This window comes from Salinicola tamaricis (genome assembly GCF_003006155.1).
Lineage (GTDB): Bacteria > Pseudomonadota > Gammaproteobacteria > Pseudomonadales > Halomonadaceae > Salinicola > Salinicola tamaricis.
The window spans coordinates 3,856,667-3,882,857 of sequence record NZ_CP023559.1; the positions used below are offsets into that span (position 1 = coordinate 3,856,667).

Consider the following 26,191-nt stretch of genomic DNA (forward strand, 5'->3'; position numbering starts at 1 on the left):
GGCGGGAGCTGACAACCCGGCTGATCAGCGGCTACGGCGGCGCTCGACGGTGCGCGCACAGGGCTGGCGCGAGAGCCACTCCAGGGCGCCATCCGAGGCCGCCCATTGGTCACGCATCAGCTGGCGATACTGCCAAGCCTCGGCGCGAGTGCCGGGCTCGGGCATATCGACACTCGAGCGCGCCGGACGTGGCCGCTCCTCGCACAGCACGCGCACGATATAGGGGTTGGCCGCGCACACCTCATCCAGTACCGCGACCGCGTCGTCATGCCGCGCCAGACGGTAGAGCGCCAGCACCCGCCCCATCTGCACACCGAGCATGTCGGAACCCTCTGGCCCGGCCTCGCTCACCGCCAGCGCCTGGTCGTCGCTGCCCTCGCGCAGCAACTGGTCAATCACCAGCTCGCGCAGGCCCAGGCTATCCTCGGCGTCCAGCGCCAGCAGCCGCTGCGCCAGCGCCCGCGCCTGGGGCCCGGCACCGCGCTCCATGCCGATCACCAGCGCCAGACCGGTGCGCAGCAGCGTGGCGTTGTCGGCGTCGTGCCAGGAGAAGGTGCCGCCGGCATCCTCGAGCTGAGTCAGCCAGGCGCCATAGCGCTCGGCCAGCGGGGTGAAGAAGGTATCGACCATCCACGGCAGGCTGCCGAAGCGGCTCGCCAGCGCCAGAGTCAGTGCCTGCATCACCTTGGGCGCGTCGAGCCACTCGGGGTTGGCGCACAGCCCCTGAAGCCACTGCGGGGCAGTGACCCAGGGGTCGCCGAGGAACCCGAGCGCAGCGTCTTCGTCGATCTCGATCTCGCAGGCTTCGATCCATCCCGCGTAGAGTGACGCCTCGCGCCGGCTGGGCTCGTAGAGCAGCGCCCCTTCCGGCGAGCGCGACAGCACCAACCGCGGCGGCCGCTGCTGAGTGTGCAGCAACGCCTGCAGCGCGGTCAGCGGCCCGGCCAGGGCCTCCTCGGAATTGATTACCTGCTCGGCCAAGGTCGACTCGGGGTCGTCAGCCAGCTCGGCGATGAAGTCTAACTGGTCGGGGTCGGCCTGATGCTGGCGCGCCAAACGCCGCCACCAGAAGGCCGCGCGCTGACGCGCCTTGCCCACGTTGCCCTCGTGCAGCAGCACCATAGCCTCGATATAAGCCAGCGACGGCGAATCCGGTAGGGTACGCTGGGCACTCTGGAACGCCTCGCGGGCACTGGCCAGATCACCGCTGTCGAGATGCATCAGACACAGCCGCTCGTAGGCCGCTCCGCTGAGGAAGTCGGGGCCACTGGCGATGACCCGCTCGATCAGCGCCGCACGCTTGCGCAGGAAACCGCGCTCCTGGTAGAGGTCGATCAGGATCTCGAAGGCTGGCTCGATCTGCTCGGCCAACGCCTGCCAATCACGCTCGCCGGCGAACAGCGACTCGAGAATCTGCTGGGCACGGCCGTTGTTGCCGCTTTCGGCGGAGACGATACCGGCTTCGAGCAGCGCCTGCGCTGGCGCCTTGCGGCTCTCCAGCGCGGCTTTCAGTGTCTCGCCGCGCCATTCACGCAGCGACAGCATCCACATCAGATGCGTGGGCACCGCGCTGGGCAGTTCCACCCGCCGGCAGCAGTTGCGGTAGGCGCGACCCGAATCACACCAGCAAGGTTCGTCAGGGCGCGGTTCGGCCAGCGGCTCGCAGTCGAACTGGCGCCGCACCAGCGGCGTCTGGTTCCAGATGATCGGCGCCAGCGCCTGGGCCATGTCCAGACTGCCGCCGCACTGCTCGGCGCCCTGCGTGCGTGCCCATGCCATCAGTGCCGGGTAGTGTTCGTTGTCGCGAATTGTCTCGAGGGCGCCGCTGGCGTAGCCCAGCAGCTGTTCGACCCAAGCAGTCAGCATGGCGTTCCTCCGTCCGGTTGGCCCCATCCTAGCACGCTCGGCAACAGCGCTGGCGAGGCTCGACCTGGGGTGCTAAGTTAGCCGCCGCCCGCTGTGTCCGCCGCTGTTTGCAAGGAGCAAGCTTGCTCTCGTTGATTCCCCCCACGCTCCGCCGCCGATCCCACGCCACCGCCAGCGACACCCCCCAGGTGCGCCTGGAACGCGAGGGACGCGACGAGATTCGTCGTATCACCGCCGCGGTGGAGAAAGTGCCGTGGACCGTGAGCCTGCTGCAGATCCTGTGGACCGCCGGTCCGGTGACCCTGCTCGGCGCCTGGGGCGGCTATCTGCTCGGCTACGGCAAGGCGCCGACGATCGAGAACTACATCTTCTTCATCTCGTTCACGGTGATCACCGGCATCTTCGGCGTACTCGCCAACCTGACCCACCACCTGACCCGTGGCCGACGCGTCGAGCGTACCTCGCAGCGTATCGAGCGGGTGATCAGACCCTACCGGAGCTGCTGCTGGCGACACGCAACCTGATCGTCGAAAGCCTCGACGGCGACGCTCGCCGCCGCGAGGCCGCGGCCATGCTGTTGCGCAAGCAGGATCTGTCGCCGGCCGGCGTCGAGCTGGCCGCGCTGGAGCTGCTCGACGACCCCGAAAGCGCACGCCTGATCGGCCAGATCGAGGTCTACCGCCGAGTCGGCCTGCACGCCCGTATCAGCGATCTCTTCGCCAGCTATCGCGAACGTATCGAGCCGCAGTTCGGCGAGCTGTTCGACCTCGCGCCCCAGGCCATTACCCTACTGCGCGAGCGCTTCGAGGGGCACGCCCCCGACCCGCGCTACGGCGTAGCGCGGGACGAGAACTTCATCGAACGCGTGATGGCGGCGATCGAGAGCGACAACGATCTGCTGATGACGCTGCAGGACGTCGAGGAGATGGTGATTCTGGCCTTCGAGTTGATCAGCGGCCGCCAGATCCCGGTGCTCTCGTTCGAGTACCGCGGACGCTGGAAGCTGGCGCGCGCCTTCGACAACCTCGAGGAGGCCCGCGCCCGCCACCGCATCGCCCAGGCCACCGGGCTCTCACGGCTCAAGGCGCTCAACACCTATCTCACCGAACGCTCCGCCACACCGCTGGCCGAGAGCGTCTCCGGCCAGCGCGCCGATGCCCTGCTCGCCCACAGCGTGGCGGCGATCGACGACCTCAGCGCGCGCATCGATGCCCAGGTGCGGGCGATCCAGCAAGGCCGCAAGGAGCAGCGCCAGACGCTACGCGAGAACGCCGAGGTGCTGACCAACGCGATCAAGCTCTACAAGAGTGTCTCCAGCGCCTATGAGTCGGTCGGGCGCAGCCATGCTCACCGCCTGCGCATGGCCGAGCGCTGGGAAGCGCTCAGCGCCAATCTCGCCGACAGCACCACCCGCCTGCGCCTGGGGCCGGGACGGCGCGGTCTGCGCATTCGCGAAAGCAAGATCGCCCTCGACGACGAGGCCAAGGCAGAGGTGTGCAAGCTGCTCGGCCGCTATATGGAAAAAGCCAACATCGGCACCTTCCGCGACCGCCTGCGCCAGGCCGAGCGCGACACCCAACTGAGCGTCGGCGTCGACACCGCCAAGCGCGTAGCGGTGGAGATCTTCCTCGCCCTGGAGCCCCACGTGCAGCTATCGCGCCCCGCGGTGCAGCGCGCCATCAACAGCTCCAACGCGGCCGATTTCGGCCAGCTCGAACCCAATCTCTCGGCCGCCGCCAAGGCGGCCATGGGCTCGGCGATGGTGCGCGAGATCGAGACCGATCTGTCGCGCACCGCCGAATCCCTGGCATTGGCGCTGGTACGTCACTACCGGGTAGCGCTGGAACCGGAGGCGATGGCCTTCCTGCAGCGCCAGTACGGTGCCCGCGAGGCCACCCTGACGATGCTCACCAACGTCAATCTGGAGCGCAGCGAAACGCCCAACGTCAGCTATCTGAGCATGGCCCCACCCGCGGTGGGCACACCGCACCGCCAGTGGTACCGCGCCCTGGTACGCGCCCGCCACTGGAGAAGTGAACCGCGCATGCGTCTGATCGTCGCCGAAAAGCCTAGCCTGGCACGGGCCATCGCCGCTGCCCTGCCCGCCCCGGCAGTACGCCGAGAAGGCTATCTGGAAGCCGGCGACACCTGCGTCAGCTGGTGTCTGGGGCATCTGCTGGAACAGGCCCCGCCGGAGGCCTACGACCCACGCTACCAGCAGTGGCGGCTCGACGATCTGCCCATCGTACCGGGCCGCTGGCAGCTGGTACCGCGCCCCCAGGCCCGCGGCCAGCTCGCTGTATGCGCAAACTGCTCAAGCACGCCACCAGCGTGGTCCACGCCGGCGACCCCGACCGCGAAGGTCAGTGCTGGTGCAGGAGGCGCTCGACCATCTGGGCTGGCGTGGCCCGCTGCAGCGCCTGCTGGTGCAGGATCTCAACCGCCCGGCGGTGGCCAAGGCGCTGGCCCGACTCGAGGACAACCAGCGCTATCAACCGCTGTTCGCCGCCGCCGAGGCGCGCTCGCGGGCGGACTGGCTGTATGGCATCAACCTGACCCGAGCGTGGACGCTGATCGGCCGCCAGGCGGGTTACGACGGCCTGCTCTCGGTGGGCCGGGTACAGACCCCGGTGCTGGGGCTGGTGGTGCGCCGCGACCGTGAGATCGCCGCTTTCGAACCCTACCCGTTCTATCCGCTCTGGGCCGATCTGGCGGTCGCCGCCGGCGAGCTGCGCGCCTGGTGGCTGCCCGGCGAGAATCAGCCGCTGGATGCCCAAGGGCGCCTGCTCGATCCGCGTCCGGCCCAGGCGCTGGCCGCGCGCCTGCCCGGCAGTCAGGGCCGGTTGGCGACCCTGGAGCAGCGCCGACAGCGCCAGGCGGCGCCACTCCCCTACTCGCTCTCGGCGCTGCAGGTAGACGCCGCGCGCCGCTTCGGGCTCTCCGCCAAACGCGTACTGGACGTGTGCCAGGCGCTCTACGAACGGCATCAGTTGATCACCTACCCGCGGTCGGACTGCCGCTACCTGCCGGCGGCCCATCATGGCGAGGCCGCGCGCACCCTGGCGAGCGCCTGCCAGCATGACGCGACACTCACACAGTGGGTGCAGGGGGCCGACTTCACCCGGCGCTCCAAGGCCTGGGACGACGCCAAGGTCGGCGCTCACCACGCCCTGGCGCCGAGCGGACGCCCGGCCGATCTCGCGCGCCTGAGCCGGGACGAGGCCAATCTGTTCCGGCTCATCGCGCGTAACGTGGTGGCGCAGTTCTACCCACCGCTGGAGACCTTCGAGACCCGAGCGCTGTTCGACATCCTCGACGAGCGCTTCCAGGCCAAGGGGCGTGAGATCCTCGAGCCGGGCTGGAAGCCGCTGTTCACCACCCGTGACGACGTGCCCACGCTGCCGACGCTGCACCAGGGCGAGGCGGCCCACGTGCTGGGCGCCGAGGTCGAGAGCCGCGAGACGCGCCCGCCGGAGCCGTTCACCGATGCCAGTCTGATCAAGGCGATGATGAACATCGCACGCTATGTGGATGACCCCGAGGTCAAGCGCACCCTGCGCGAGACCGACGGCCTGGGCACCGAGGCGACGCGGGCCGGCATCATCGAGACGCTGCTGACCCGCGGCTATCTGGTGCGCGAGGCCAAGGCGCTGCGCGCCTCGCGAACCGGCCACGCCCTGATCGATTCGCTGCCGCCGGCGGCCTCGCAGCCGGAGCGCACGGCACTGTGGGAGCAGCGCCTGACTCGCATCGCCGAGGGCAACGCCGCGGCGCAGCCGTTCGTCGACGCTCTGCTCGAAGATCTGCGCCAACTACTCGGCCAGGCCAGCGCGGGCAAGCTCGACCAGGCGCTCAAGGCCGCACGCCAGAGCGCCGCGCCGGATGCCCCCAAGCCGACACGCGGCAAACGTCAGTCGACCAAGCGCGGCGGCGGGCAGTCGCGCCCGCGTACCGGCAGCAAGAGCAGTACTGGCACCAAGCGCAGTGCTGGCACCCAGAGCAGTACCGACACAAAGAGCGGTACGGGCACCACCCGCAAGCCGCGTAGCCGCCGCGGCAGCCGCACCCAGGGGTCCGGCTCGTGACGTCGGGGCCCTGGCTGGTACTCGGCGCGGGGGCGCTGGGGCAGCTGTTCGCGGCGCGCCTCGCCGCGGCGAGCGATAGCGGGCAGATCATGCTGCGCGGGCGCCAGGGGGCGGTGAATCAGGTACGCCTGCAGGAAACCGACGGCAACTGGCAAACTCGGACGCTGACGCCCCCCGCGGCGGCGCCGGCGCTGGTGATCGTCGCCACCAAGGCGTTCAATGCCGAGCAGGCGCTAGCGCAGGCCCAGCTGGCACCGGGTACTCCGCTGCTGCTGTTGCAGAATGGCTTCAGCGCCAGCCGCGTCTGAGCTGCCAGTGGCCGGGCCCGGTACTGTGCGCGGCGACCACCGAAGCGGCCTATCGCCAGCCGCACCCGGCGACCGGCGTGATCCACGCGGCGGCGGGCCATACCTGGCTCGGCGATCTGGCCGGAGAACATCGTGCCATGGCGGCCGCGGTCGCCGCGACCCTCACCCGCGCCGGCCTGGCGGCCAGCGCCTGCGACGACATCGATGAGCGGCTGTGGCACAAGCTGGCAGTCAACGCCGTGATCAACCCGCTGACGGCACGCCATCGCGTGTGCAACGGCGCCCTCGCCACGCCGCCGTTGAGCGCCGAGGTCGAAGTGCTGTGTGCGGAGATCGCGCAACTGATGGCGGCGGCGAAGGTATCACCCCCGGCAGCGGGCTGGCAGGGATGGGTCAGCGCAGTGATCGAGGCCACTGCGGGCAACCGCTCGTCGATGCTCCAGGACGTGCTGGCCGGGCGCTGTACCGAGCGCGACGCCATTCTCGCGCCGCTGCTCGCGCTCGCCGACACCCACGCCCTCGCGGTACCCGGGCTACGCGCCTGCTATCGCGCCACCCCAGGCTGACCGCCGGGGCCCCCGGGGCGCGGCGGCCGTACACGTCGAGTGGCCCTGACCCTGAGCGGGGGCTCAGCCCGGGCCGCCATCGAGGCGCCGGCGCAGCGTCTCCAGCTCCTCCATCAGTTCCAGGGCGAGTGCGGCACCCGCCAGATTGACCCCCAGGTCGCGCTGCAGGCGTCGGACCGTGCGCACCCGCGCCAGGCTGCTGCCGTAAAAGCGCCACTGCTCACGCTGGCGTCCTGCCGGAGTGAGAATGCCCTCGTCGACCAGCTCGATCACCCACTCGGCGTGAACCGTGCAACTGCGGCAGAGATCACCCAGGGTCAACAGCGGACGCTCATCGAGATTGTCCCCTTCGAGCACCGATTCGGCAGATGAGAGATGTCGCGTCATGATCCGTTACCTCCCAGTTCGGCACGGGGATCGAAAGCGCTGGCCTCGGCCAGCTGGCGATAGGCCGCCGCCACCGCCTCGCTGTCGGCCGGCGGTGTCACCAGCGTCAGCTCGACGTAGAGATCGCCGGGCGGCGTGCCGGGGATGCCTCGTCCCTTGAGGCGCAGGCGGCGCCCGCTACCGGAGCCGGCGGGTACCTTGAGGGTTATCTCGCCGCCCGGTGTCGTCAACGCCAGCGTGGTGCCCAGCGCCGCCTCCCAGGGCGCCACCGGCAGTGTCATGGCGACGTCGCGGCCGTCGACCCGGTAGCGCGAATGGGGACGAAACTCCACCTCCAGATAGAGATCGCCGGCGGCGGCACCGTTGGCGCCAGGACCACCCTGCCCGGCGAGCCGGATACGCTGGCCCGCCTTGACGCCCTTGGGGATACGCACCTTGAGCGTGCGCTCCCGCGGGCGCAGATGGCCTTGCGGGTCGAACTCGGCGCGCTGCAGCGACAGAGTGCGGGTGGCGCCCTGATAGGCATCCTCCAGCTCAATCAGCACCTTGGCGTGATGATCCTCACCGTGCAGCACCTGCCCGTGGGCCCGACCACCGCGCTCGAAACCACCCCCAGCGTCGAATCCCGAGAATCCGCCCCTGCCACCACGGCGGCCGAACAGCGTCTCGAAGAAGTCGCTGAAGTCGGCACTCTCGCCGTGGGTATAGCCGCCGCCGCTGAACTCGAAGCCGGCATCCCAGTCGGGCGGCGCCTCGAAGCGTTCGCCCTCGCGCCCGCCGAGACGGTCATAGGCAGCGCGCTTCTCCGGATCCTTGAGCACCTCGTAGGCTTCGCCCAGCGCCTTGAAGCGCGCCTCGGCGTCGGCCTCGTGGCTGACATCGGGGTGATACTTGCGCGCCAGCTTGCGATAGGCGCGCTTGATCTCCTCCTGGGTGGCGTCGCGCTCGACGCCGAGCACCGCATAGTAGTCCTTGAACTCCATTGGCGACCTCCCCTGTCCACACGTCCCGGGGCGAGCATCTCGCCCCGGCCCAGTGCCCCGCCTCAGCCGGTGTTGCGCAGCCCGGCGGCGATGCCCGCCATGGTGACCATCAGCGCCCGCGAGAGCGCCGGGCTGATGTCGCCGTCGGCGTCGCGGTTACGCTGCAACAGCTCGGCCTGGAGCCCGTGCAGCGGGTCGATGTAAGGGTTACGCACCTCGATGGCCTGGCGGATCAGCGGCGTGTCTTCGAGCAGCGTACGCTGATCCAGGATCTGCAGCAGCACCGCTTCCAGGTCGACCAGGCGCTGGCGCAGCGCCCCACCCAGCTCGCGCAGCGCCGGGGCATCGACCAGCCGCTCCTCGTAGTAGGCGGCGATCTGGCCGTCGGACTTGGCCAGCAGCATCTCCAGCATGTCCAGATAGGTGCGGAAAAACGGCCACTGCTGGCGCATCTCGCGCAGTCTGTCCAGCCCGCCCTCCTCGGCCACCCGGGTGGCGAAGGCTTCGCCGCTGCCCAGCCAGGCCGGCAGCATCAGCCGAATCTGAGTCCAGGCAAAGATCCAGGGAATCGCACGCAGCGTCTCGATGCCCCCCTCCTGGCGCCGCTTGGCCGGGCGCGAGCCCAACGGCAAACGACCCAGGGCGCTCTCCGGCGTCACCGCGCGGAAGTAGTCGACGAAGTCCGGGTTCTCGCGCACCACGCCCACATAGGCGGCGTGGGCGATATCGGCCAGGCGCTCCATCTCCTCGCGCCAGGCCGGCTGCGGTGCCGGCGGCGGCAGCAGGGTCGCCTCCAGCACCGCACAGGTGTAGATCTCCATCGAACGCAGCGCGATATCCGGCTGCCCGAACTTGAAGCGGATCATCTCGCCCTGCTCGGTGACCCGGAGACTGCCGTTCACCGAGCCCGGTGGCTGCGACAGGATGGCAGCGTGGGCCGGGCCGCCGCCGCGCCCCACGGTACCGCCACGGCCGTGGAACAGGGTCAGCGCCACGCCACCCTCGCGGCACACCTCGACCAGCCGCTCCTGGGCGCGGTACTGGGCCCAGGCCGCCGCCAGCTGGCCGGCGTCCTTGGCCGAGTCGGAGTAGCCGATCATCACTTCCTGGTAGTCACCGGCGATCGCCCGATAGCCCGGCAACGCCAGCAGCCGCTCGATCACCGCCCCGGCGCGGTCGAGATCGTCGAGGGTCTCGAACAGCGGCGCAATGGGCAGATTCAGGCCCTCGCCGGCCTCCTTCATCAGCAGCGCCACCGCCAGCACGTCGGAGGGCTGCTGGGCCATGGAGATGATGTAGGTACCCAGCGCCTCGCGCTGCTCGCGGCCGATCACGCGGAAGGTGTCGAGCACCTCGCGCGCCTCGGCGGAGCAGGCCCAGCGCGGCGGCACCAGCGGCCGCGGCGAGGCCAGCTCGTCGAGCAGGAACTGCTGGCGCTGTGCTTCCGGCCACGCCAGATAACCCCCGATCCCCAGGTGGCGTGTCAGCTCGTCGAGGCACTGGGCGTGGCGCGCGCCATCCTGGCGCACGTCGAGCTTGGCCAGCGTCACTCCGAACACCCCGACCCGGCGCAGGGTATCGAGCAGCACGCCATTGGCGATGGTCTCCAGACCGACGTCACACAGCGAGCGATAGCAGGTCAACAGCGGCGCATGCAGCTGCGCGCGGGTCTCGATGATCGGGGCATCCGCCACCGGCTCGCCGTCGAGCCGGGCGCGGGCCCAGGCACGGGTCGCCTCCAGCCGGATAGTGAGCTGCTTGAGCAGCGCGCGGTAGGGCTCGGGGTCGTCACCCACCTCGGCGCGCAGAGCATCGTTGGCCTGCCACATCGATAGCTCGGCGCGCAGCTGGTCGAGATCGCGCAGATAGAGATCCGCCGCCATCCAGCGGCCCAGCAGCAGCACTTCCTGGGTGACCGCGGCGGTGACGTTGGGGTTACCGTCGCGGTCGCCACCCATCCACGAGGCGAAGCGGATCGGCGAGGCGTCCAGCGGCAGGCGCTCGCCGGTGGCGTCAAGCAGCAGCGCGTCGAGGTCACGATGAAAGGTCGGTACCGTCTGCCACAGCGCGTTCTCGATCACCGCGAAACCCCACTTGGCCTCGTCCACCGGTGTCGGCCGCTCGTGGCGAATCTCATCGGTATGCCAGGACTGGGCGATCAGCTCCTCGAGTCGCCCCTGGGCGCGCTGCAGCACCTCGGGATGCTCGCCGCTGGTCTCGATCCGGCTCAGGCACTCGTCGATGGCATCGTATTTCTGGATCAGCGTGCGCCGGATGACCTCCGTAGGGTGCGCGGTCAGCACCAGGTCGACCCGCATACCGGCAAGCGCATCGACGATCTCGCGGGGCGACTTGCCGGCGGCGGCGATGCGCTCGATCAGCTCGCCCAGGTCGGGCTGGGTGCCGGGGCGGTAATCCTCGACCCGGCGAAAGCGTGCCCGGTAGTGCTGCTCGGCGATGTTGGAGAAATTCAGAAACTGATTGAAGGCGCGAGTCACCGGCAGCAGCTCGTCATCGGGCAGTGCGCGCAGATAGTCGATCAGCGCGTGGCGGTCGGACGCCTCGGCGCGCTGGCGCCCCTGCTTGGCCAGCGCACGGATCGCCTCGATCCGATCGACGAAGTCAGCGCCCATATCGTTGGCGATGGTTCTACCCAGGCTGTCGCCCAGCAGCCTGACATTCTCCCTGAGCGATTCGTGCAGCGAGGTGTCGTGGTCCGACGTCATGGTGTCGTGCTCTGAACTCATGAAGGTTCCTCTGCGGGCGGCGATGAGCGATGGCGACGCCCGGCCTGACGCGTGCAGATGCGCCTGCAACGGCCGGGGGACGCAGATAGTATGATCCAGAATAGCCACAAACGAGGCACACCTGGCAAGCGTGGTAGCCCCCGCAGCCACCGCGGCGCGTTACTGCGAGGGAGCGCGCTCCGATGTCTAGTCCTGCTGACGTTCCGCTGTTTCTGCCAGCTGGCGCTCTTGGGCCTTGGCCGCCTGCCAGTGTGTCCTCCTGCGCGACAGCGCAGCTAACGCCGACGCGCTCCTCTCGGCGGCACTACTGAGTAACGGCCAAGCAACTGATGCGATAAGGGCAGAAATCAGCGGCCGCGCTTGTCGATATCGATCTGGCCTTCGATATAGAGTGCGATAGCCTCAGGGGCGGTGTACTTATCGAACCATTTGTCTTTAGGATTGGTATGAAGATAGACCGCCGCGACCTCTATCTCTTTATCCCCGTTTTTCGGTGACACGAGGCCGACCAGGAAAGGCGTTCTGAGCGATACATTACCGACAAAGTACTCCTGCCAGCTAGAACTGGACGGACCGCCATTCCGGAGCACCACAGAGAATGGTCCCTTAAGCAGATGCACTTCATCGCCCAGCGTCACCTTTTTAGCGAACCCCAGTTTGAGAAAGCGCCAGGCCGCGAAAACGCCGAACACGCCCCAGATAATCATCAACGGACCGAACACGCTACCCTTCAGGAGGTAAGAGTCGTCCCATAACACCCAAACCACGCCGATGACGGTCGACAGCATCAGCGCACCGAGCAGTATGTAAGAGCGCATTCGCCAACGACGTAGCGCTGCCACCTGCTCGGCATAGATACGCTCGTTAGGTGTCATGGCTCTTGTCCCCAGGGTCTGCGCCTTTTCAGTCGGAAAAGTCCTTTCGCCAATCATTGAAGGTTACCTTTCAATATCTCTTCCAGTGTAAGATCTAGACAGTCTGGATCCAAAAGTTTCCTAAGATTCTTATAGCCATACTCGAGAGCCATGTGCAAAACGCATATCAATATCACCGCAGCCAGAAACAACCATGAGCGGCCAGAAATCGTTAACATCTAACTTCGCGACGATGTAGCAGGCAAACGCGATAGAGAAAAACATCGACAGAGTGATAAAAAGCCCGGAACGCCCAGCTTCACGTTTGAAGACACTGCGTCCGTACTTCTGAAAAGCGCATCGAGATTAATCTGATCATTCAGGTTGAACAGCAGCGCTTCGTCGATCCCTTTATAACGCTTACTCAAATTGATCGACGGATAGATGTGCATGAAAAGTGCATGAACTTCAATAAACTTTCCATGCAGCCGGTCGAGAATGACAGAAGAGCCAGGAGGGCCATGCAGCAGCACGTTTCCAACGTAATATTCATTCACGTAGTTGATACTCCCGGCGCCACTGGGCACCGGCTTTTTGCGAATGGTCATGATGCCGCGAATGATAGAGACGCGAGGGCTGAAGCACACACGGCGCTTATAGCCCAGCCAAAATATCCAGATACCACCTGCCATTGGGCCCAAGGTCAAAAACGCGAGGAGTAAAAAACCCGCTACGTCAAGGGTCAGGGTATCCATACTGAATGCAATCGGCAGCCCCAGTCCCATACAAAAGGTTAAGACACCGGTCAACATCAGGAACCAAAAAATATAGCGGTGCATGGCGACCACTTTTTTCGCGTAGTGGCATTCGTGCCCAGTCATCAGTCGCTCACCAATGATTGCGGCGTGAACTCTCATCTTGCCTCTCTCCGTCAGTACCACTGGACGATGCATCCGACTATGATGACCAACCCGGACTCGTCAGTTCTTGAACGCCTAAGATGAATCCGACAGAACACTGGAAAAAAGCCTAAATCCAGCTTGTGCCACCGTCGGCGTCCACGAGGTGAAAGCCTCAACTCAGCGTACGACGGTCCAGCAGCTTGAACCAACCAGCCCTCGCAACAATGATCAGGTGGAGAAAACTCTTACGCCCCCAACTAGGTAATCCTATTTTAGGACACCTCCCTTTCGATTACCCAGCAAAAACACGAAACCACCCGGCCTCCTCGGCTCATCTTACAGCGCGAGTGAGTGGTAATCGTCGATACGCTCGCACATCCTAGTAGATGTTCTCGATTATAATACGGTGATTGACGAAAGCGCACCCATCGACACGGGAAAAGTTGAGATTTTTAATCATCGCAAGACCATCTGGATGAATATAGCCAGGCACCTATTGATATACCACATATGCCCACGGGCCTCACTGAGAAATAAATACAGGTCTTTCGCAGGTATCTAATCTCGATGAGGCACTCCAGCATCTATTCCTGCTGGCGCTCTTGGGCCTTGGCCGCCTGCCAGTGGTGCTCCATCTGTGCCAGCGTGGCATCACCGGGGGTGGCGCCATCGCGTGCCAGGGCATCCTCGACGTAGCGGAAGCGGTGTTCGAACTTGTGGTTGGTGCGCCGCAGCATCTGCTCGGGGTCACACTTCAGCCGCCGCGCCAGATTGACCACCGCGAACAGCAGGTCGCCCACCTCGGCCTGGGCGTGCTGGCGATCGCCGTCGGCGAGTGCCGATTCGACCTCCGCCAGCTCTTCCCGGATCTTGTCGATGACACCACGCTCGTCGGGCCAGTCGAAGCCCTGGCCGGCGGCGCGCTTGCTCAACTTGGCCGCCCGGCTCAGTGCCGGCAGCGCGGCGGGGATGTCATCCAGCGCCGAGACCCGCGCCGTGCCCTGGGCCTTGCGCGCCTCACGCTCCTCGGCCTTGAGCGCCTCCCAGCGTGCCTTGACCTCGGACTCGGCGACAGCACTATCGCTGCGCCGCGAGTTCAGGGTGCCGTCGGGAAACACATGCGGATGGCGGCGCAGCATCTTGGCGGTTAGCGTGTGGACGATGTCGGCGAACTCGAAGCGCCCCGCCTCGCGCGCGAACTGGCTGTAGTAGACCACCTGGAACAGCAGGTCGCCGAGCTCGCCGGGCAGCTCATCGAAGGCGCGGCGCTCGATCGCGTCGGCCACTTCGTAGGCCTCCTCCAGGGTATGCGGCACGATCGAGTCCCAGTCCTGCTTGAGATCCCACGGGCAGCCGTCGCGGGGGTCGCGCAACACGGCCATCAGCGTGAGCAGATCGTCGAGGGTGTAGCGCTGGGTCGCGGTGCTTTTGTCGGTCAGGCTCACTGTATCTGTCCCTGGCGCAGGCGTTTGACGTCGATCACGTTGGGCAACTGCTGGATGCGCGAGAAGATGCGCTCCAGCGCCTCGAGCCCATCGACCTCGAGGGTGATGCGCATGCGCGCGATGTTGTCGTGCTTGTCGGTAGCGGTGTTCACCGAGGTGACGTTGATCCGATCGCTGGAGAGCACGTGGGTGACATCGCGTAGCAGCCCCGAGCGATCCCAGGCTTCGATCTCGATGTCCACCGGATACTGGGTCCGCGCACGGTCGCCCCACTCGACGTCGACGATGCGCCGTGGCTCTTCGCTGCGCAGCTGCAGCACGTTGGCGCAGTCCTGGCGGTGGATGGTGACCCCGCGCCCCTGGGTGATGTAGCCGATGATCTGATCGCCAGGTACCGGATGGCAGCAGTTGGCCATCAGCGTCTTGAGGTTGCCCACGCCGAGCACGGTGATACCGTCGCCGGCCTCCCGCGACGGCTGGCGCTTGGGCTTGGTCAGCAGACGGTCGAGCTGCTCCTGATCGTCGCTCTCGCCGAACTTCTGCTGCGCCTGGTGCAGCACCTGGCCGATCCGCAGGTCGCCGGCGCCGATTGCCGCGTACATGTCTTCGGCGCTGGTGTAGTTGACCGTCTCGGCAAGTCGGGTGAGATCGATGCCGTCGATATCCAGGCGCCGGAACTCACGATCGAAGATCGCCCTGCCCTCTTCCAGATTCTGCTCGCGCGCCTGCTGCTTGAACCATGCCTGGATCTTGGCCCGCGCCCGTGAGGTGCGCACGTAACCCAGATTGGGGTTGAGCCAGTCACGGCTGGGCGCGCTCTTGGTCGCGGTAAGGATCTCCACCTGCTGACCGGTCTTGAGCAGGTAGGTCAGCGGCACGATGCGCCCGTCGACCTTGGCCCCGCGGCAGCGATGCCCAATCTCGGTGTGCACGCGGTAGGCGAAGTCGATCGGCGTCGCCACCTGCGGCATGTCGATGACATGGCCATCGGGTGTGAACACGTAGATACGATCCGGAGCCACGTCGCTGGTAAGGCCTTCGCGGAAGTCGCCGACATCGCCGACCTCCTCCTGCCACTCCAGGACCTGACGCAGCCAGGCGATCTTCTCTTCGTAGCTGCGGCTCTTGGGGTCGAGATCGGTGCCCTTGTAGCGCCAGTGCGCGCAGACGCCGAGTTCGGCCTCCTCGTGCATGGCGAAGGTGCGCACCTGGATCTCCAGCACCTTGTTCTCGGGGCCGAAGACCGCGGTGTGCAGCGACTGGTAGCCGTTCTTCTTGGGATTGGCGATATAGTCGTCGAACTCGTTGGGCACATGATGCCAGCGCGAGTGCACGACCCCCAGGGTGGTGTAGCAGTCGGCGATCTCGGGCACCAGAATGCGCACCGCACGCACATCGTAGACCTGGGAGAAATCGATGTGCTTACGCTGCATCTTGCGCCAGATCGAATAGATGTGCTTGGCGCGGCCGTCGACCTGGTACTGGCTGATCCCCTGGCGCTCGAGCAGCGTCTCGAGGGTGGCGACCACCTCCTTGATATAGCGGTCGCGGTCGAGGCGCTTCTCCGCCAACTGCTTGGCGATCGACTTGTACTCGCTCTCGTGGAGATAGCGGAAGGCCAGATCCTCGAGCTCCCACTTCACCTGGCCGACACCGAGCCGATGCGCCAGCGGCGCGTAGATATCGAACACCTCGCGCGCCACGCGCAGGCGTTTCTCGCGCGAGGCGTCCTTGACTTGACGCAGGGCACAGGTGCGCTCGGCGATCTTGATCAGCGCCACGCGCACGTCGTCGACCATGGTCACCAGCATCTTGCGCAGGTTCTCCTGCTGGTTGTGCTGGGAGAGCCCCTGCTTGGGCGCCTGCAGCTGGCTGATGGCAGCCATGCTGAGCACCCCTTCGATCAGCTGCGCGACCTCCCGCCCCAGGCGCTTGGCCACACCCTCGACGCTGATCAAGCCCCGGCGCACACTGCGGTAGAGCACCGCCGCCTCCAGCGTCGGCTGATCGAGGCGTAGCTGGCTGAGGATATCGGCCATCTCCAGCCCGGTGAGCAGACTCAGTCCGGGCACGCTTTCCAGCGTCGTCGCCTGCGGATTCTCCCCCGCGGCACGCGCCAGCTCGCACGCCTGACGCATGCGCTGGAGGTCACGCAGCGCCACTTCGTCGTTCAACCGCTCGAGCCATCCCTCGAGATCGATACCGCCGGGGCCGACCGACGGCTGATCCTCACGCACCTTGACCATGCCTGTCCTCGCCTCCTGGAGCCTCTTGCTGCCACCGCCTGCCGCCGAGTGACAGATCGTGCGGCGCCGGGCTTTCGTTGTTCGTGATAATAGCGTTGCAATCGCTTGCGGGGTGACTCGCGTCAGTCGTGATCGGCGCCGCCGCCCCCAACCGCCACACCCGGGCGCGTGAACAGCGCCAGCGACTCCAGGTGCGCGGTGTGCGGAAACATGTCGGCCACCGCCAACCGCCGCAGTACCAGCCCGCCGGCGACGAGATGCGCCGCATCCCGCGCCAGCGAGGCCGGGTCACAGGAGACGTAGAGCACCTGCGCCACCTCGCTCTGCGCCACTCGCCGGCAGAGCGCATCGGCGCCATCCCGCGGCGGGTCGAGAATCAGCGTATCGTGGTCCGCCAGCAGTGCCTCGAGACCCGCGTCCGCTGCGCTCAGATCCGCCTGCACTGCGGTCACCGCGGGTAGCGCATTGGCATCGGCGTTGGCACGCAGGCGCTCGACCATCGTCTGGCTGCCCTCGACGGCGGTCACCGCCGCCACCTCGCCAGCCAGCGCCAGCGAGAAGTTGCCGATGCCGGCGAACAGATCGAGCAGCCGCATGCGCGGCGTCGGTGTCAGCCAGGCGCGGGCGGTATCGATCAGCCGCTGATTGATCTCGGCGTTGACCTGGACGAAATCCCCGGGCGCCAGTGCCAACGTCACTGCATGGGCGGCACCCTGCACCCTCACCGCCAGCGTAGGCGCCGCACCCAGCCAGTGCAGCTGCGGCTGCTCGCGGCCCTGCAACTGGGCCACCGCGACGCCATGACGCTCGCCGAAGCACCGCCAGCGCTCGCTGTCCTCGCTCACCTCGCGCAGTTGACGCACCACCACCACCGGCACGGCATGATCATCCAACAACAGCTCCAGGTGGCCGACGTGGCGCGGCACGGCCAACGTCGCGAGCAGCTCGCGCAGCGGCGCCAGCAGCGCAGCCAGCGCCGGTGTCAGCACCATGCAGCCAACGATATCGACCAACTGGTCACTGCCGCGGGCGCGAAAGCCGAGATGCACGCGCCCCTCGCCATCACGCTTGACGCCGAGCCGAGCGCGCCGGCGGTAGCCGACATCCGCGCCGGCGATCAATCCCACCTCGCTAGGGGGCTCGATGCCCTGCCGGATGAGCAGCTCGCTCACGACCCGGCGCTTGTGCTCGCGCTGGGCGGCGATGTCCATGTGCTGCAGGTCGCAGCCGCCACAGCGGTCGAAATAGGCACAGGGCGGCGTGACCCGCTCGGGCGCGCTCACCAGACGCTGGCGCACGTGGGCCTCGTCGAAGCGCCGCCGCTCGCGGTGCACCGCCACCTCGACCCGTTCGCCGGGCAGCGCGCCACTGACGAACACCGTCTTGCCACTGGCCGCGCGCGCCACGCCGCGCCCATCATGGGCCAGGCGTTCGATGTAGAGCCCCGGCGCCGCAGTGTCCCCGCTGGGGGCGGTGGTGCTCTCCCGTTTGCGCGCCGGCGTGCGGCGTTTTCCCAGCATCGCCATCTCAGGCGTCCGGGGCGTAGAGGCCGGTGGAAAGATAGCGATCGCCGCGGTCACACACGATGAACACGATCACCGCGTTGTCGACCTCCTCGGCGATACGCAGCGCCCCGGCCAGGGCACCGCCGGAGGAGACGCCGGCCAGGATGCCCTCTTCACGCGCCAGCCGGCGCATGTGATGCTCCGCCTCGTGCTGCTCGATATCGAGGATGCGGTCGACCCGGGCGGGCTCGAAGATGCCGGGGCGGTAGGCCTCGGGCCAGCGCCGAATACCGGCAATGCTGGCGCCGTCCGCCGGCTGCAGGCCGACGATCTCGATCGACGGATTGCGCTCCTTGAGATAGCGCGAAGTACCCATGATCGTACCAGTGGTGCCCATGGAGCTGACGAAGTGGGTGATGCGCCCGGCAGTCTGCTCCCATAGCTCGGGGCCGGTGGAGCGATAGTGCGCCAGCGGGTTGTCGCCATTGGCGAACTGATCGAGAGACTTGCCTTCGCCACGGGCGATCATCGCATTGGCGAGGTCGCGCGCGCCCTCCATGCCCTGCTCCTTGCTCACGCCGATCAGCTCGGCACCATAGGCGGCCATCGCCTGCTTGCGCTCGCTGGAAGCGTTCTCCGGCATGATCAGGACCATGCGGTAGCCCATCACCGCCGCCGCCATGGCCAGCGCGATGCCGGTGTTGCCGGAGGTGGCCTCGATCAGCGTATCGCCGGGAGCGATATCACCGCGGGCCTGGGCCTCGCGCAGCATCGACAACGCCGGCCGGTCCTTGACCGAGCCTGCCGGGTTGTTGCCCTCGAGCTTGGCCAGCAGCGTATTGTCGCGGCCGGCGTTGATGCGGGCGAGCCTCACCAGCGGCGTATTGCCGACGGTTTGCGCGAGCGTGGGAAATGCCATGGCAGGTGTCCTAGCAGTCGGTAGACATGACGCGCCGTCACCGCAGGTAGCAGTGAACGCGAAAAACATCTCCCCAGTATATCGAACACGACGTATATCGAACACGACGCGCCGAGCAGGCTTCGACGTCACGCGCCAATAGCCAAGTTCGCCACGCCACCGAGCGCCTATGACCCGGAGCGCCGCGCGGCACGTAACTGGCGGGCAGCGCTAGCCTGACGCGATGCGCTGGAAAACGCAAAACGAATTCGCAACGCCGCGTAGTGATGGTTCAATAGGCAGCCGTGCACCATCCGGCCGGGAGGCCCGATCGGCGCCCAACGGCAAGCCACCGGCGTGCGCTTCGCCTGCCCGCGCTACGGATCGCGCCGTATCGGCCGATAGATGCAACCTAATCGACATCATGGGGTTCGTTGCCGCCGATGCTCTCACGCTGGCTGACACGTCTTGCGCTGATCCTGGTGATCGGGGTCCTGGTCCTGAGCGGGCGCCACCTGTGGCAGCTCGAGCAGGCGCGTGGCCAGCGGGTACCGGAACATCTGGGAACGATGGGGCGCGTGCTGGTCCCGGCGCTCACCGACGCGCTGCACGAGGACCACGCCACCATCCATCGGCTGCTGAGGCAGCTCTCGAACGATCCCGACATTCGCAACGTCACCCTGCGCAACGAAGACGGCAGCGAAGCCGACTGCAGCGGTGAGGCTCCCGGCCCGCCGCCTCGCCCGCTGGACACCGATGCCCGCGGCTGGCATGCGGAGTCCGCACAGCGCTGGCTGCTGCCGGTCGACTGGCTCACACCCGCACAGCTGCCGCAGCGCCTGTGGCTGGACATCGAACTCGATCCCGATGCGCTCGACGCCGGCAACCGATCGCGCGACCACATCCTGACTCTGTCACTCTCGGGCCTGTGTCTGATGCTGCTGCTGGGGGCTGGCGTGGCCCGGCGACGTCACACCACGTCGCTGCACCAAGCCACGGGGCAGCACGATAGCAAACCCGGCGACCCGTATATCGGTGAGACCGGCCCTGACAAGAGCAACTCTGGCAAGACCAACTCTGGTGGCACCGCTCCCGCACTGCCCGTCGAGACGGATACGCCCCCCGCTCGGCCCGACGCCGCCTCGCCCTCTATTCGGCCCGACGCTGCCTCGCCCTCTACTCAGCCCGACGCTGCCTCGCCCTCTACTCAGCCCGACGCTGCCTCATCCCCTGCTTGGCCCGATGCCGCCAAGGAGATCAGCGATCTGGCCTATGTCAGTCACGAACTGCGCGCGCCGCTCTCCGGGGTGCTCGGGCTCTGCCGGCTGCTCGAGAACAGTCCTCTCGACGCGCGTCAGCGCGAGTGGCTGCGGCATATCCATCTGGCCTCCAACGGCCTGCTCGACACCGTCGATCACGTGCTCGGCGACGAGCGCCGGCGGCAGGCGGAGACTACCTTCGATATGGCCGATCTGCTGTGGGAGGTGAACTGCCTGCAGACCCCGCTGGCGCAGGCCCGCGGCATCACCCTGCTGGGCATGGTCTACGACGAGGTACCACCACGCCTGGTGGGCCAGCCGGTGGCGCTGCGTCAGCTGTTGACCAATCTGATCAGCAATGCGGTCAAGTATGGCGCCGCGGGCGATGTGGTGACTCGTGTCACGCTGGCGAGCCGCGATGGCGAACGCGTGCGACTGACGATCAGCGTCAAGGACGCCGGATGTGCCGAGGGTAGCGACCGCGAGCAGCTGCGCCGTGCTCTGGCCGCCCCAATGGAGACCGCGGGTCGCGGCAGCGGTCTCGCCGTGTGCCGGCGGCTGACGCGGGAGATGGGAGGCGAGCTGCGCCTCGGCAGCGATGGCAGACACGGCAACAGCGTGATCGCCAGCGTCACGCTGGGCGCCTGCGAGCCGTTCGTCAGGCCAGCCGAGTTCGACCTCGGCCAGGCGCGGATCGGCCTCTATCAGCGCCATACCCGGCTCGATCATCTGCTCGCCTACGCACTCAAGCGCTGGTCGGCCCGAGTGCAGCCGATCACCCACGCCGACGCTCTGACCCAGGAAGACGAGCCGCCCGCGCTGATGCTCATCGGACTCGATCAGCAAGATCTCAAACCAGCGGCGCGCGACGCTTGGCAGCGCCGCTTCGACGCCATGGCCAGGCCCTGCCTGCTGGTGGTCAACGCCGAGCCGACCCAACCGCTGCCGTGGCGCCTGCCGGTAGGCTGCAGCGTGCTGCGGCTACCGATCTCACGCTATCTGCTGGGGCGCACCCTGGCCGGCATGCTCGATGCCGCCGGGCGCCAGACGAGCAGCGATCAACCGCGCATTCTGGTGGTCGACGACGACGAGTTGAGTCAGCACTATCTGGATGCGCTGCTCCCGATCGTCGGCGCAAGCTCACTGGTGGCAGGCAGCGCCGAGTCGGCACTGGCGCTCGCCGCGGGCCACGCCATCGATCTGGTGCTGATGGACCTGCGCCTGCCCGACGCCTCCGGCGCCGCGACCATTGCCCGTCTGCGCGCCCTCGGCGGCCGCTGGTCCCATCTACCGATCATCGCCATGAGCGCCAGCCCTGGCGCCGAGCTACCCGAGGAGGGGCCCGGCGGCTGTCAGCAGCTGTTGACCAAGCCGATCGACGAGCGCCAGCTACGGTCGCTGCTGCTGCGCTATCTGCCCGGCGTCAGCGAGCCCACGGAGGAGCCGGAGCTGGCGGTGGTCGACCCCGACCTCGCCCTGCGCCTGAGCGGCGGGCCGTGAAGCGCTGGCCGACGAACTGCTGACCTGCTGCTGGCCGAACTGCCGCACCACCGCCTGACGCTGGCACAAGCATGGCAGGCCGCGGATGCCGCGGCCCTCGGCGACGCCGTTCACCAGTAGGCGGGGCGGCTGCCGCTATTGCGGCTACCCGCCTGAGCGCCGCCTGGCAGCGCATTGGAGACACGCTTGCAGCAGGCCCCGCTGGCCGACTGCCGGCGCGAGTGATGCAACGACCCATGCCTGCGACCAGCTCGCCGCCTGGGCCGAGCGGCATGCCGCGCCGCGCTGACGCGTCCGGCCGGCGCCTGGCTCACTGCACGGCCCTTATCGGGCGAGAACGCCGGTTTCAGTGATGGTGGTGAGCATGGTCATGGTCGTGGTCGTGGTCGTGGTCGTGGTCGTGGTCCTCATCATAGGACTCGAGCTGGGCCACCAGTCCGGCCTCCTGGCCGGCGACCATCAGCCGCTTCATCTCCACCACCGCCTCCTTGAGCCCCACGAACAGCGCGCGGGCGATGATGCTGTGGCCGATGTTGAGCTCGTGAATACCGGGAATCGCCGCGATCGCTTCGACATTGTGATAGTGCAGACCGTGACCGGCGTTGACCACCAGCCCCAGCTCGCTGGCCAGCTCCGCCGCCGCGGCGAGACGCGCATACTCGACACCGCGGGCATCACCCTGGGCTTCGGCGTAGGCACCGGTGTGCAGCTCGATCACCGGCGCCCCCACCGCCTGGGCGGCGGCGATCTGATCCGGCTCCGGGTCGATGAACAGCGATACCCGGCACCCCACGGCAGCAAGCCGGCGGCAGGCGGTAGCGATCGCATCACGCCCGGCGATCACATCGAGACGACCGCCCTCGGTGGTCAACTCCTCGCGCTTCTCGGGCACCAGGCAGACATCCGACGGGCGCAGGCGCTCGGCCAGCGCGATCATCTCTTCGGTGACCGCCATCTCGAGGTTCATGCGGGTGTTGAGCACCGCCGCGATCAGCTCGACATCGCGCTCCTGGATATGCCGGCGATCCTCGCGCAGATGCAGCGTGATGCCGTCGGCACCGGCCTCCTCGGCCAGCAGTGCCGCCTGCACCGGATCCGGGTAGCGGGTACCACGGGCCTGACGCAGGGTGGCGATATGATCGATATTGACGCCCAGTTGAATCCGGGTGGTAAGCATGCGGTCACTCCTTTTGCTGAAGCCTGTCGCTAGACACTGTCACTAAAGCTTGTCACTGACACCTACCCCTGAAAGCGTTCATTGACGCCCTCGGGGGAAGCGATCAGGCAAGATCGGGGGCTTGGCCGGCGGATTGGCGCTGCGGCGCATCAAGGGGCACTCAGGTGCGACCTGGCGGGCAGGCCGAGTAGGCCCGCCGCCGCTCAGGAGAGACCGCGCCGCCGCTGGCTCAAGCGCTGCATCAGCTCCCGCGAGCGCAACGGCTGCGGCCCCAGCAGTGGTGCCAGCGCTGCCCGGGTCAGCGCCTTGCTGAGACCGGCCAGCCCCGGGGCATCCCAGTCGCCACGGGCAAGCAGCTTGAGCGTGCGCCCGTCCCAGCCCGGCGCATCCGCCGCCACCGGCGAAAAACGCCGGCTCGACGGGCTGTAGGTATAGCGTGTGGCGGGGTCCAGCGGGCGCTCGTCGACGTCGGCAATACCGGCTCGGCATCCAGTGTCTCGAGCAGGGTGATCTCCAGACGACGCAGCGCGGTGGCACGCTCGGCGGGCCGGGTCAGACGCTCGAGGGTCCAGGCATAGATGGCGAAGACCTCACCCACCGGCAGCCCCACGGGCAACGAGCGGGTCAGCAGCTCGTTGGCGTAGAGCCCGCACAGCAGCCCCTCGCCCGCCAGCAGCACCGCACTCTGGGTGGTCTCCATCATGCGCAAGCGCTTGAGATCGCCCTCGCCGATCCAGGTGAGGTGCAGCGGCGCGAAAGGCTGCAGCTTGGCGCGGGACTTGCTGCCGGCTCGCTGCACGCCCTGGGCCACGGCGCGGATATGGCCATGTTCCAGGGTGAGCACGTCGACCAGCGCGCTGGTCTCCCGATAGGCGCGCTTGTGCAGCAGGTAGGCCGGCTGGGGTTGCATGCGCCTGCCCTAGTCGAGATCGTAGCCGAGACTCTTCAGCGCACGGTCGTCGTCGGACCAGCCACGCTTGACCTTGACCCACAGGTTGAGCATGACCTTGGCGTCGAAGGCGCGCTCCATCTCCTGACGCGCCTCGGTGCCGATCTTCTTGATCCGCTCGCCCTTATCGCCGATCAGGATCTTCTTCTGCCCCTGGCGCTCGACCAGGATCAGCGCACTGATATGGACCACGCGGCCCTCGTCGCGGAACTCCTCGATCTCCACCGTCATCTGGTAGGGCAGCTCGTCACCGAGCTGGCGCATGACCTTCTCGCGCACCAGTTCGGCGGCCAGGAAGCGCTGGCTCTTGTTGGTGATCTGGTCGTCGGGGAAGTAATGCACCCCTTCCGGCAGGCGCTTGGCCACCTCGGCTTCCAGCTCCGGCACATTGGTGCCGTGCTTGGCCGACAGCGGCAGGATCGCGGCAAAATCGCGGCGCGCCGACAGCGACTCCAGCCACGGCAGCAGCGACGCCTTGTCTTCGAGCCAGTCGACCTTGTTGACCGCGAGAATCACCGGCGCCTCGACGTGGACCAGCTTGTCGAGCACCACCTGATCCTCGTCGGTCCAGCGCGTCCGGTCGACCAGAAACACCACACAGTCGACGCGCGCAGCGCCTGCGTCGCCGCCTGTTCATGAAGCGTTGATCGCCTTGTTGCGATCCCGGGTCTGGAGATGCATGCCGGGCGTATCGACGTAGATGAACTGCGCCGTGTCGACGGTCTTGATCCCCATGATCTGGTGCCGCGTGGTCTGCGGCCGCCTTGAAGTGATCGAGACCTTCTGTCCCAGAATACGGTTCATCAGGGTCGACTTGCCCACATTGGGGCGCCCGACGATGGCCACGAAGCCGCAGGTCTCAGTCATCCGCGCTTGCTCTTGGTAGGTTCGAGTTTGGCCAGCGCCAGCTCCGCTGCCTGCTGCTCGGCGAGCCGCCGGCTGGTGCCCTCACCGAGGGTCGGCGATTCGCCGAGCATGGCGATATGGCACTCGACGCTGAACGTCTGGGCGTGCGCCTCGCCCTCCACCGAGGTCACCTCGTAGCGGGGCAACGCCTGCTGGCGCGACTGCAGAAACTCCTGCAGCCGGGTCTTGGGGTCCTTCTGGGTGTTGTGCAGATCGATCGATTCGAGCCGGGTGCCGAACCACGCCAGCACGCGGCTGCGTGCCACATCCATGCCGGCGTCGAGATAGATCGCGCCGATCACCGCCTCGAGCGCGTCGGCGAGGATCGAGTCGCGCCGGTGGCCGCCGCTCTTCATCTCACCTGAACCAAGCCGCAGGCAGGCACCGAGTTCGAACTCGCGCGCCACCTCGGCCAGCGTCTGGCCCTTGACCAGACCGGCGCGCAAGCGCGACAGCTGGCCCTCGCGCGCCGCCGGGAAGCGCTTGAACAGCGCCTCGCCGATCACGAAGTTGACGATCGAGTCGCCCAGAAACTCGAGCCGTTCGTTGTTGGCACCGCCGACACTGCGGTGCGTCAGAGCCAGCTCCAGCAGCGACGGGTCACGAAATTCGTGGCCGATACGGCGCCGGAAGCCTTGCAGAGGATCACTCACGTCATTCCCATTTTCATTGTCCGACGCAAAGCGGGCGCGGGTAGCCCCGTCGCCCGCTGTGCGAGTGCATCGTGGTCGGATCGGTTGCCGATCCGCCGTGGCGAGAACGCACCGACGGCGACCTCGACGGGCCACCGCAGCCGGTTCGCGCTATGCGATTCAGTGTATCTGGCGCACCGTGCTGAAGCTAGGCAGACCGCCGTCCCAGTGCATCCATACCGCAAACGCCTTGCCGACGATATTGGCCTCCGGGACGAAGCCCCAGTAGCGGCTGTCGTTGGAGTGGTCGCGGTTGTCGCCCATCATGAAGTACTCATGATCGGGCACCACGATCTCGCGCATCTGCGGCCCGGGCATGCTCGGGTTGTTGTAGATCTCGTGCTCGACCTTCCCCAAGTGCTCGCGCAGCAGCTCCTCGCCAGGCGCCTGCGGCGGGTCGGCGTTGACCAAGGTCTTGGGTACCGGCTCGCCATTGACGTAGAGTTGCTTGTTCTCGTAGCGAATGTGATCGCCCGGCAGCCCGATCACCCGCTTGATGAAGTTGACCGAGGGATCTTCCGGGAAGCGGAACACCATCACGTCACCGCGCTGGGGCTCGCCGAGATCCGCGATCTCGGTATTGATCACCGGCAGGCGCAGGCCGTAGGCGAACTTGTTGACCAGGATGAAGTCGCCGACCTTGAGGGTCGGACGCATCGAGCCCGAGGGGATCTGGAACGGCTCGACGACGAAACTGCGTAGTACCAGCACGATCAGCAGCACCGGGAAGAACGACCGCGCGTAATCGATCGGCCACGGGTCCTTGTAGGTCACCGCATCGTGACTGCCCTTCTCTTCGGCGGCGGCGCGTTGACGCTGACGACGGGCGCGGCGCCAGAACAGGCTATCGACTAACCACACCAGCCCCGTGATGGCGACTGCCACCACCAGTAACAACGAAAAATCCATGAGACCG

Annotated in this window: 17 protein-coding genes and 3 pseudogenes; 5 read left to right on the forward strand and 15 right to left on the reverse strand. The window is 67.0% G+C overall.

Going from position 1 to position 26,191, the window contains the following annotated elements:
* Window positions 1-24: 24 nt before the first annotated feature.
* Window positions 25-1,866 (reverse strand): SEC-C domain-containing protein, encoded by a 1,842-nt coding sequence (locus tag CN538_RS17805; protein ID WP_106420298.1) that lies wholly within the window; start codon window positions 1,864-1,866, stop codon window positions 25-27.
* 122 nt (window positions 1,867-1,988) lie between these two features.
* On the opposite strand from CN538_RS17805, the gene CN538_RS23570 reads away from it, so the two are divergent.
* The 4 genes and pseudogenes from CN538_RS23570 to CN538_RS17825 all read left to right on the forward strand — a co-directional run bounded on the left by CN538_RS23570 (window position 1,989) and on the right by CN538_RS17825 (window position 6,825).
* Window positions 1,989-2,390: a hypothetical protein gene (locus CN538_RS23570; protein WP_242495344.1), complete on the forward strand. Its 402-nt coding sequence runs from the start codon at window positions 1,989-1,991 to the stop codon at window positions 2,388-2,390.
* A 1,520-nt stretch (window positions 2,391-3,910) separates the two neighbouring features.
* Window positions 3,911-5,951 (forward strand): annotated as a pseudogene (locus tag CN538_RS17815) (DNA topoisomerase III).
* Complete coding sequence (locus tag CN538_RS17820) at window positions 5,948-6,259, forward strand: ketopantoate reductase family protein (RefSeq protein WP_106420299.1); 312 nt, start codon at window positions 5,948-5,950, stop codon at window positions 6,257-6,259. Before CN538_RS17815 ends, CN538_RS17820 begins: the two are co-directional and overlap by 4 nt.
* Before the next feature lie 77 nt (window positions 6,260-6,336).
* On the forward strand, window positions 6,337-6,825 hold the full coding sequence (locus CN538_RS17825; RefSeq protein WP_106420300.1) for a ketopantoate reductase family protein: 489 nt from the start codon (window positions 6,337-6,339) through the stop codon (window positions 6,823-6,825).
* A 63-nt stretch (window positions 6,826-6,888) separates the two neighbouring features.
* On the opposite strand, the gene CN538_RS17830 is transcribed toward CN538_RS17825, so the two are convergent.
* The 9 genes from CN538_RS17830 to cysM form a co-directional block, all read right to left on the reverse strand.
* Window positions 6,889-7,212 carry a chaperone modulator CbpM gene (locus CN538_RS17830; RefSeq protein ID WP_106420301.1) on the reverse strand — a complete coding sequence of 108 codons (324 nt, stop codon included), beginning with the start codon at window positions 7,210-7,212 and terminating at the stop codon, window positions 6,889-6,891.
* Window positions 7,209-8,195 (reverse strand): DnaJ C-terminal domain-containing protein, encoded by a 987-nt coding sequence (locus CN538_RS17835; protein ID WP_106420302.1) that lies wholly within the window; start codon window positions 8,193-8,195, stop codon window positions 7,209-7,211. Before CN538_RS17835 ends, CN538_RS17830 begins: the two co-directional genes overlap by 4 nt.
* Window positions 8,196-8,257: 62 nt before the next feature.
* Window positions 8,258-10,942 carry a phosphoenolpyruvate carboxylase gene (gene ppc, locus CN538_RS17840; protein WP_422917529.1) on the reverse strand — a complete coding sequence of 895 codons (2,685 nt, stop codon included), beginning with the start codon at window positions 10,940-10,942 and terminating at the stop codon, window positions 8,258-8,260.
* Window positions 10,943-11,289: 347 nt separating this feature from the next.
* Window positions 11,290-11,817 (reverse strand): hypothetical protein, encoded by a 528-nt coding sequence (locus CN538_RS17845; protein WP_129591409.1) that lies wholly within the window; start codon window positions 11,815-11,817, stop codon window positions 11,290-11,292.
* A 218-nt stretch (window positions 11,818-12,035) separates the two neighbouring features.
* The gene (locus CN538_RS17850; protein ID WP_106420304.1) at window positions 12,036-12,713 is read right to left on the reverse strand and encodes a hypothetical protein; all 678 of its coding nucleotides are present in this window, start codon (window positions 12,711-12,713) and stop codon (window positions 12,036-12,038) included.
* 569 nt (window positions 12,714-13,282) lie between these two features.
* Complete coding sequence (mazG, locus tag CN538_RS17855) at window positions 13,283-14,143, reverse strand: nucleoside triphosphate pyrophosphohydrolase (protein WP_277985049.1); 861 nt, start codon at window positions 14,141-14,143, stop codon at window positions 13,283-13,285.
* The gene (gene relA / locus CN538_RS17860; protein ID WP_106420305.1) at window positions 14,140-16,389 is read right to left on the reverse strand and encodes a GTP diphosphokinase; all 2,250 of its coding nucleotides are present in this window, start codon (window positions 16,387-16,389) and stop codon (window positions 14,140-14,142) included. Before relA ends, mazG begins: the two co-directional genes overlap by 4 nt.
* 122 nt (window positions 16,390-16,511) lie before the next feature.
* Window positions 16,512-17,915 (reverse strand): TRAM domain-containing protein, encoded by a 1,404-nt coding sequence (locus CN538_RS17865; protein ID WP_106420306.1) that lies wholly within the window; start codon window positions 17,913-17,915, stop codon window positions 16,512-16,514.
* Between the two features lies 1 nt (window position 17,916).
* Window positions 17,917-18,813: a cysteine synthase CysM gene (gene cysM / locus CN538_RS17870; protein ID WP_106420307.1), complete on the reverse strand. Its 897-nt coding sequence runs from the start codon at window positions 18,811-18,813 to the stop codon at window positions 17,917-17,919.
* 422 nt (window positions 18,814-19,235) lie between these two features.
* On the opposite strand from cysM, the gene CN538_RS17875 reads away from it, so the two are divergent.
* Window positions 19,236-21,551: a response regulator gene (locus tag CN538_RS17875; protein WP_106420308.1), complete on the forward strand. Its 2,316-nt coding sequence runs from the start codon at window positions 19,236-19,238 to the stop codon at window positions 21,549-21,551.
* A gap of 346 nt (window positions 21,552-21,897) precedes the next feature.
* Here CN538_RS17875 and pdxJ read toward each other — a convergent pair whose 3' ends face one another.
* The 5 genes and pseudogenes from pdxJ to lepB all read right to left on the reverse strand — a co-directional run bounded on the left by pdxJ (window position 21,898) and on the right by lepB (window position 26,184).
* A complete protein-coding gene (pdxJ, locus tag CN538_RS17880) occupies window positions 21,898-22,728 on the reverse strand; it encodes a pyridoxine 5'-phosphate synthase (RefSeq protein WP_106420309.1) in 831 nt (276 codons plus the stop codon).
* 203 nt (window positions 22,729-22,931) lie between these two features.
* Window positions 22,932-23,638, reverse strand: a pseudogene (gene recO / locus CN538_RS17885) (DNA repair protein RecO).
* A 9-nt stretch (window positions 23,639-23,647) separates the two neighbouring features.
* A pseudogene (gene era / locus CN538_RS17890) lies at window positions 23,648-24,544 on the reverse strand (GTPase Era).
* Window positions 24,541-25,236, reverse strand: a complete 696-nt coding sequence (rnc, locus tag CN538_RS17895; RefSeq protein ID WP_106420310.1) for a ribonuclease III — start codon at window positions 25,234-25,236, stop codon at window positions 24,541-24,543. Before rnc ends, era begins: the two are co-directional and overlap by 4 nt.
* Window positions 25,237-25,395: 159 nt before the next feature.
* Window positions 25,396-26,184: a signal peptidase I gene (gene lepB / locus CN538_RS17900; RefSeq protein WP_106420311.1), complete on the reverse strand. Its 789-nt coding sequence runs from the start codon at window positions 26,182-26,184 to the stop codon at window positions 25,396-25,398.
* Window positions 26,185-26,191 lie beyond the last annotated feature (7 nt).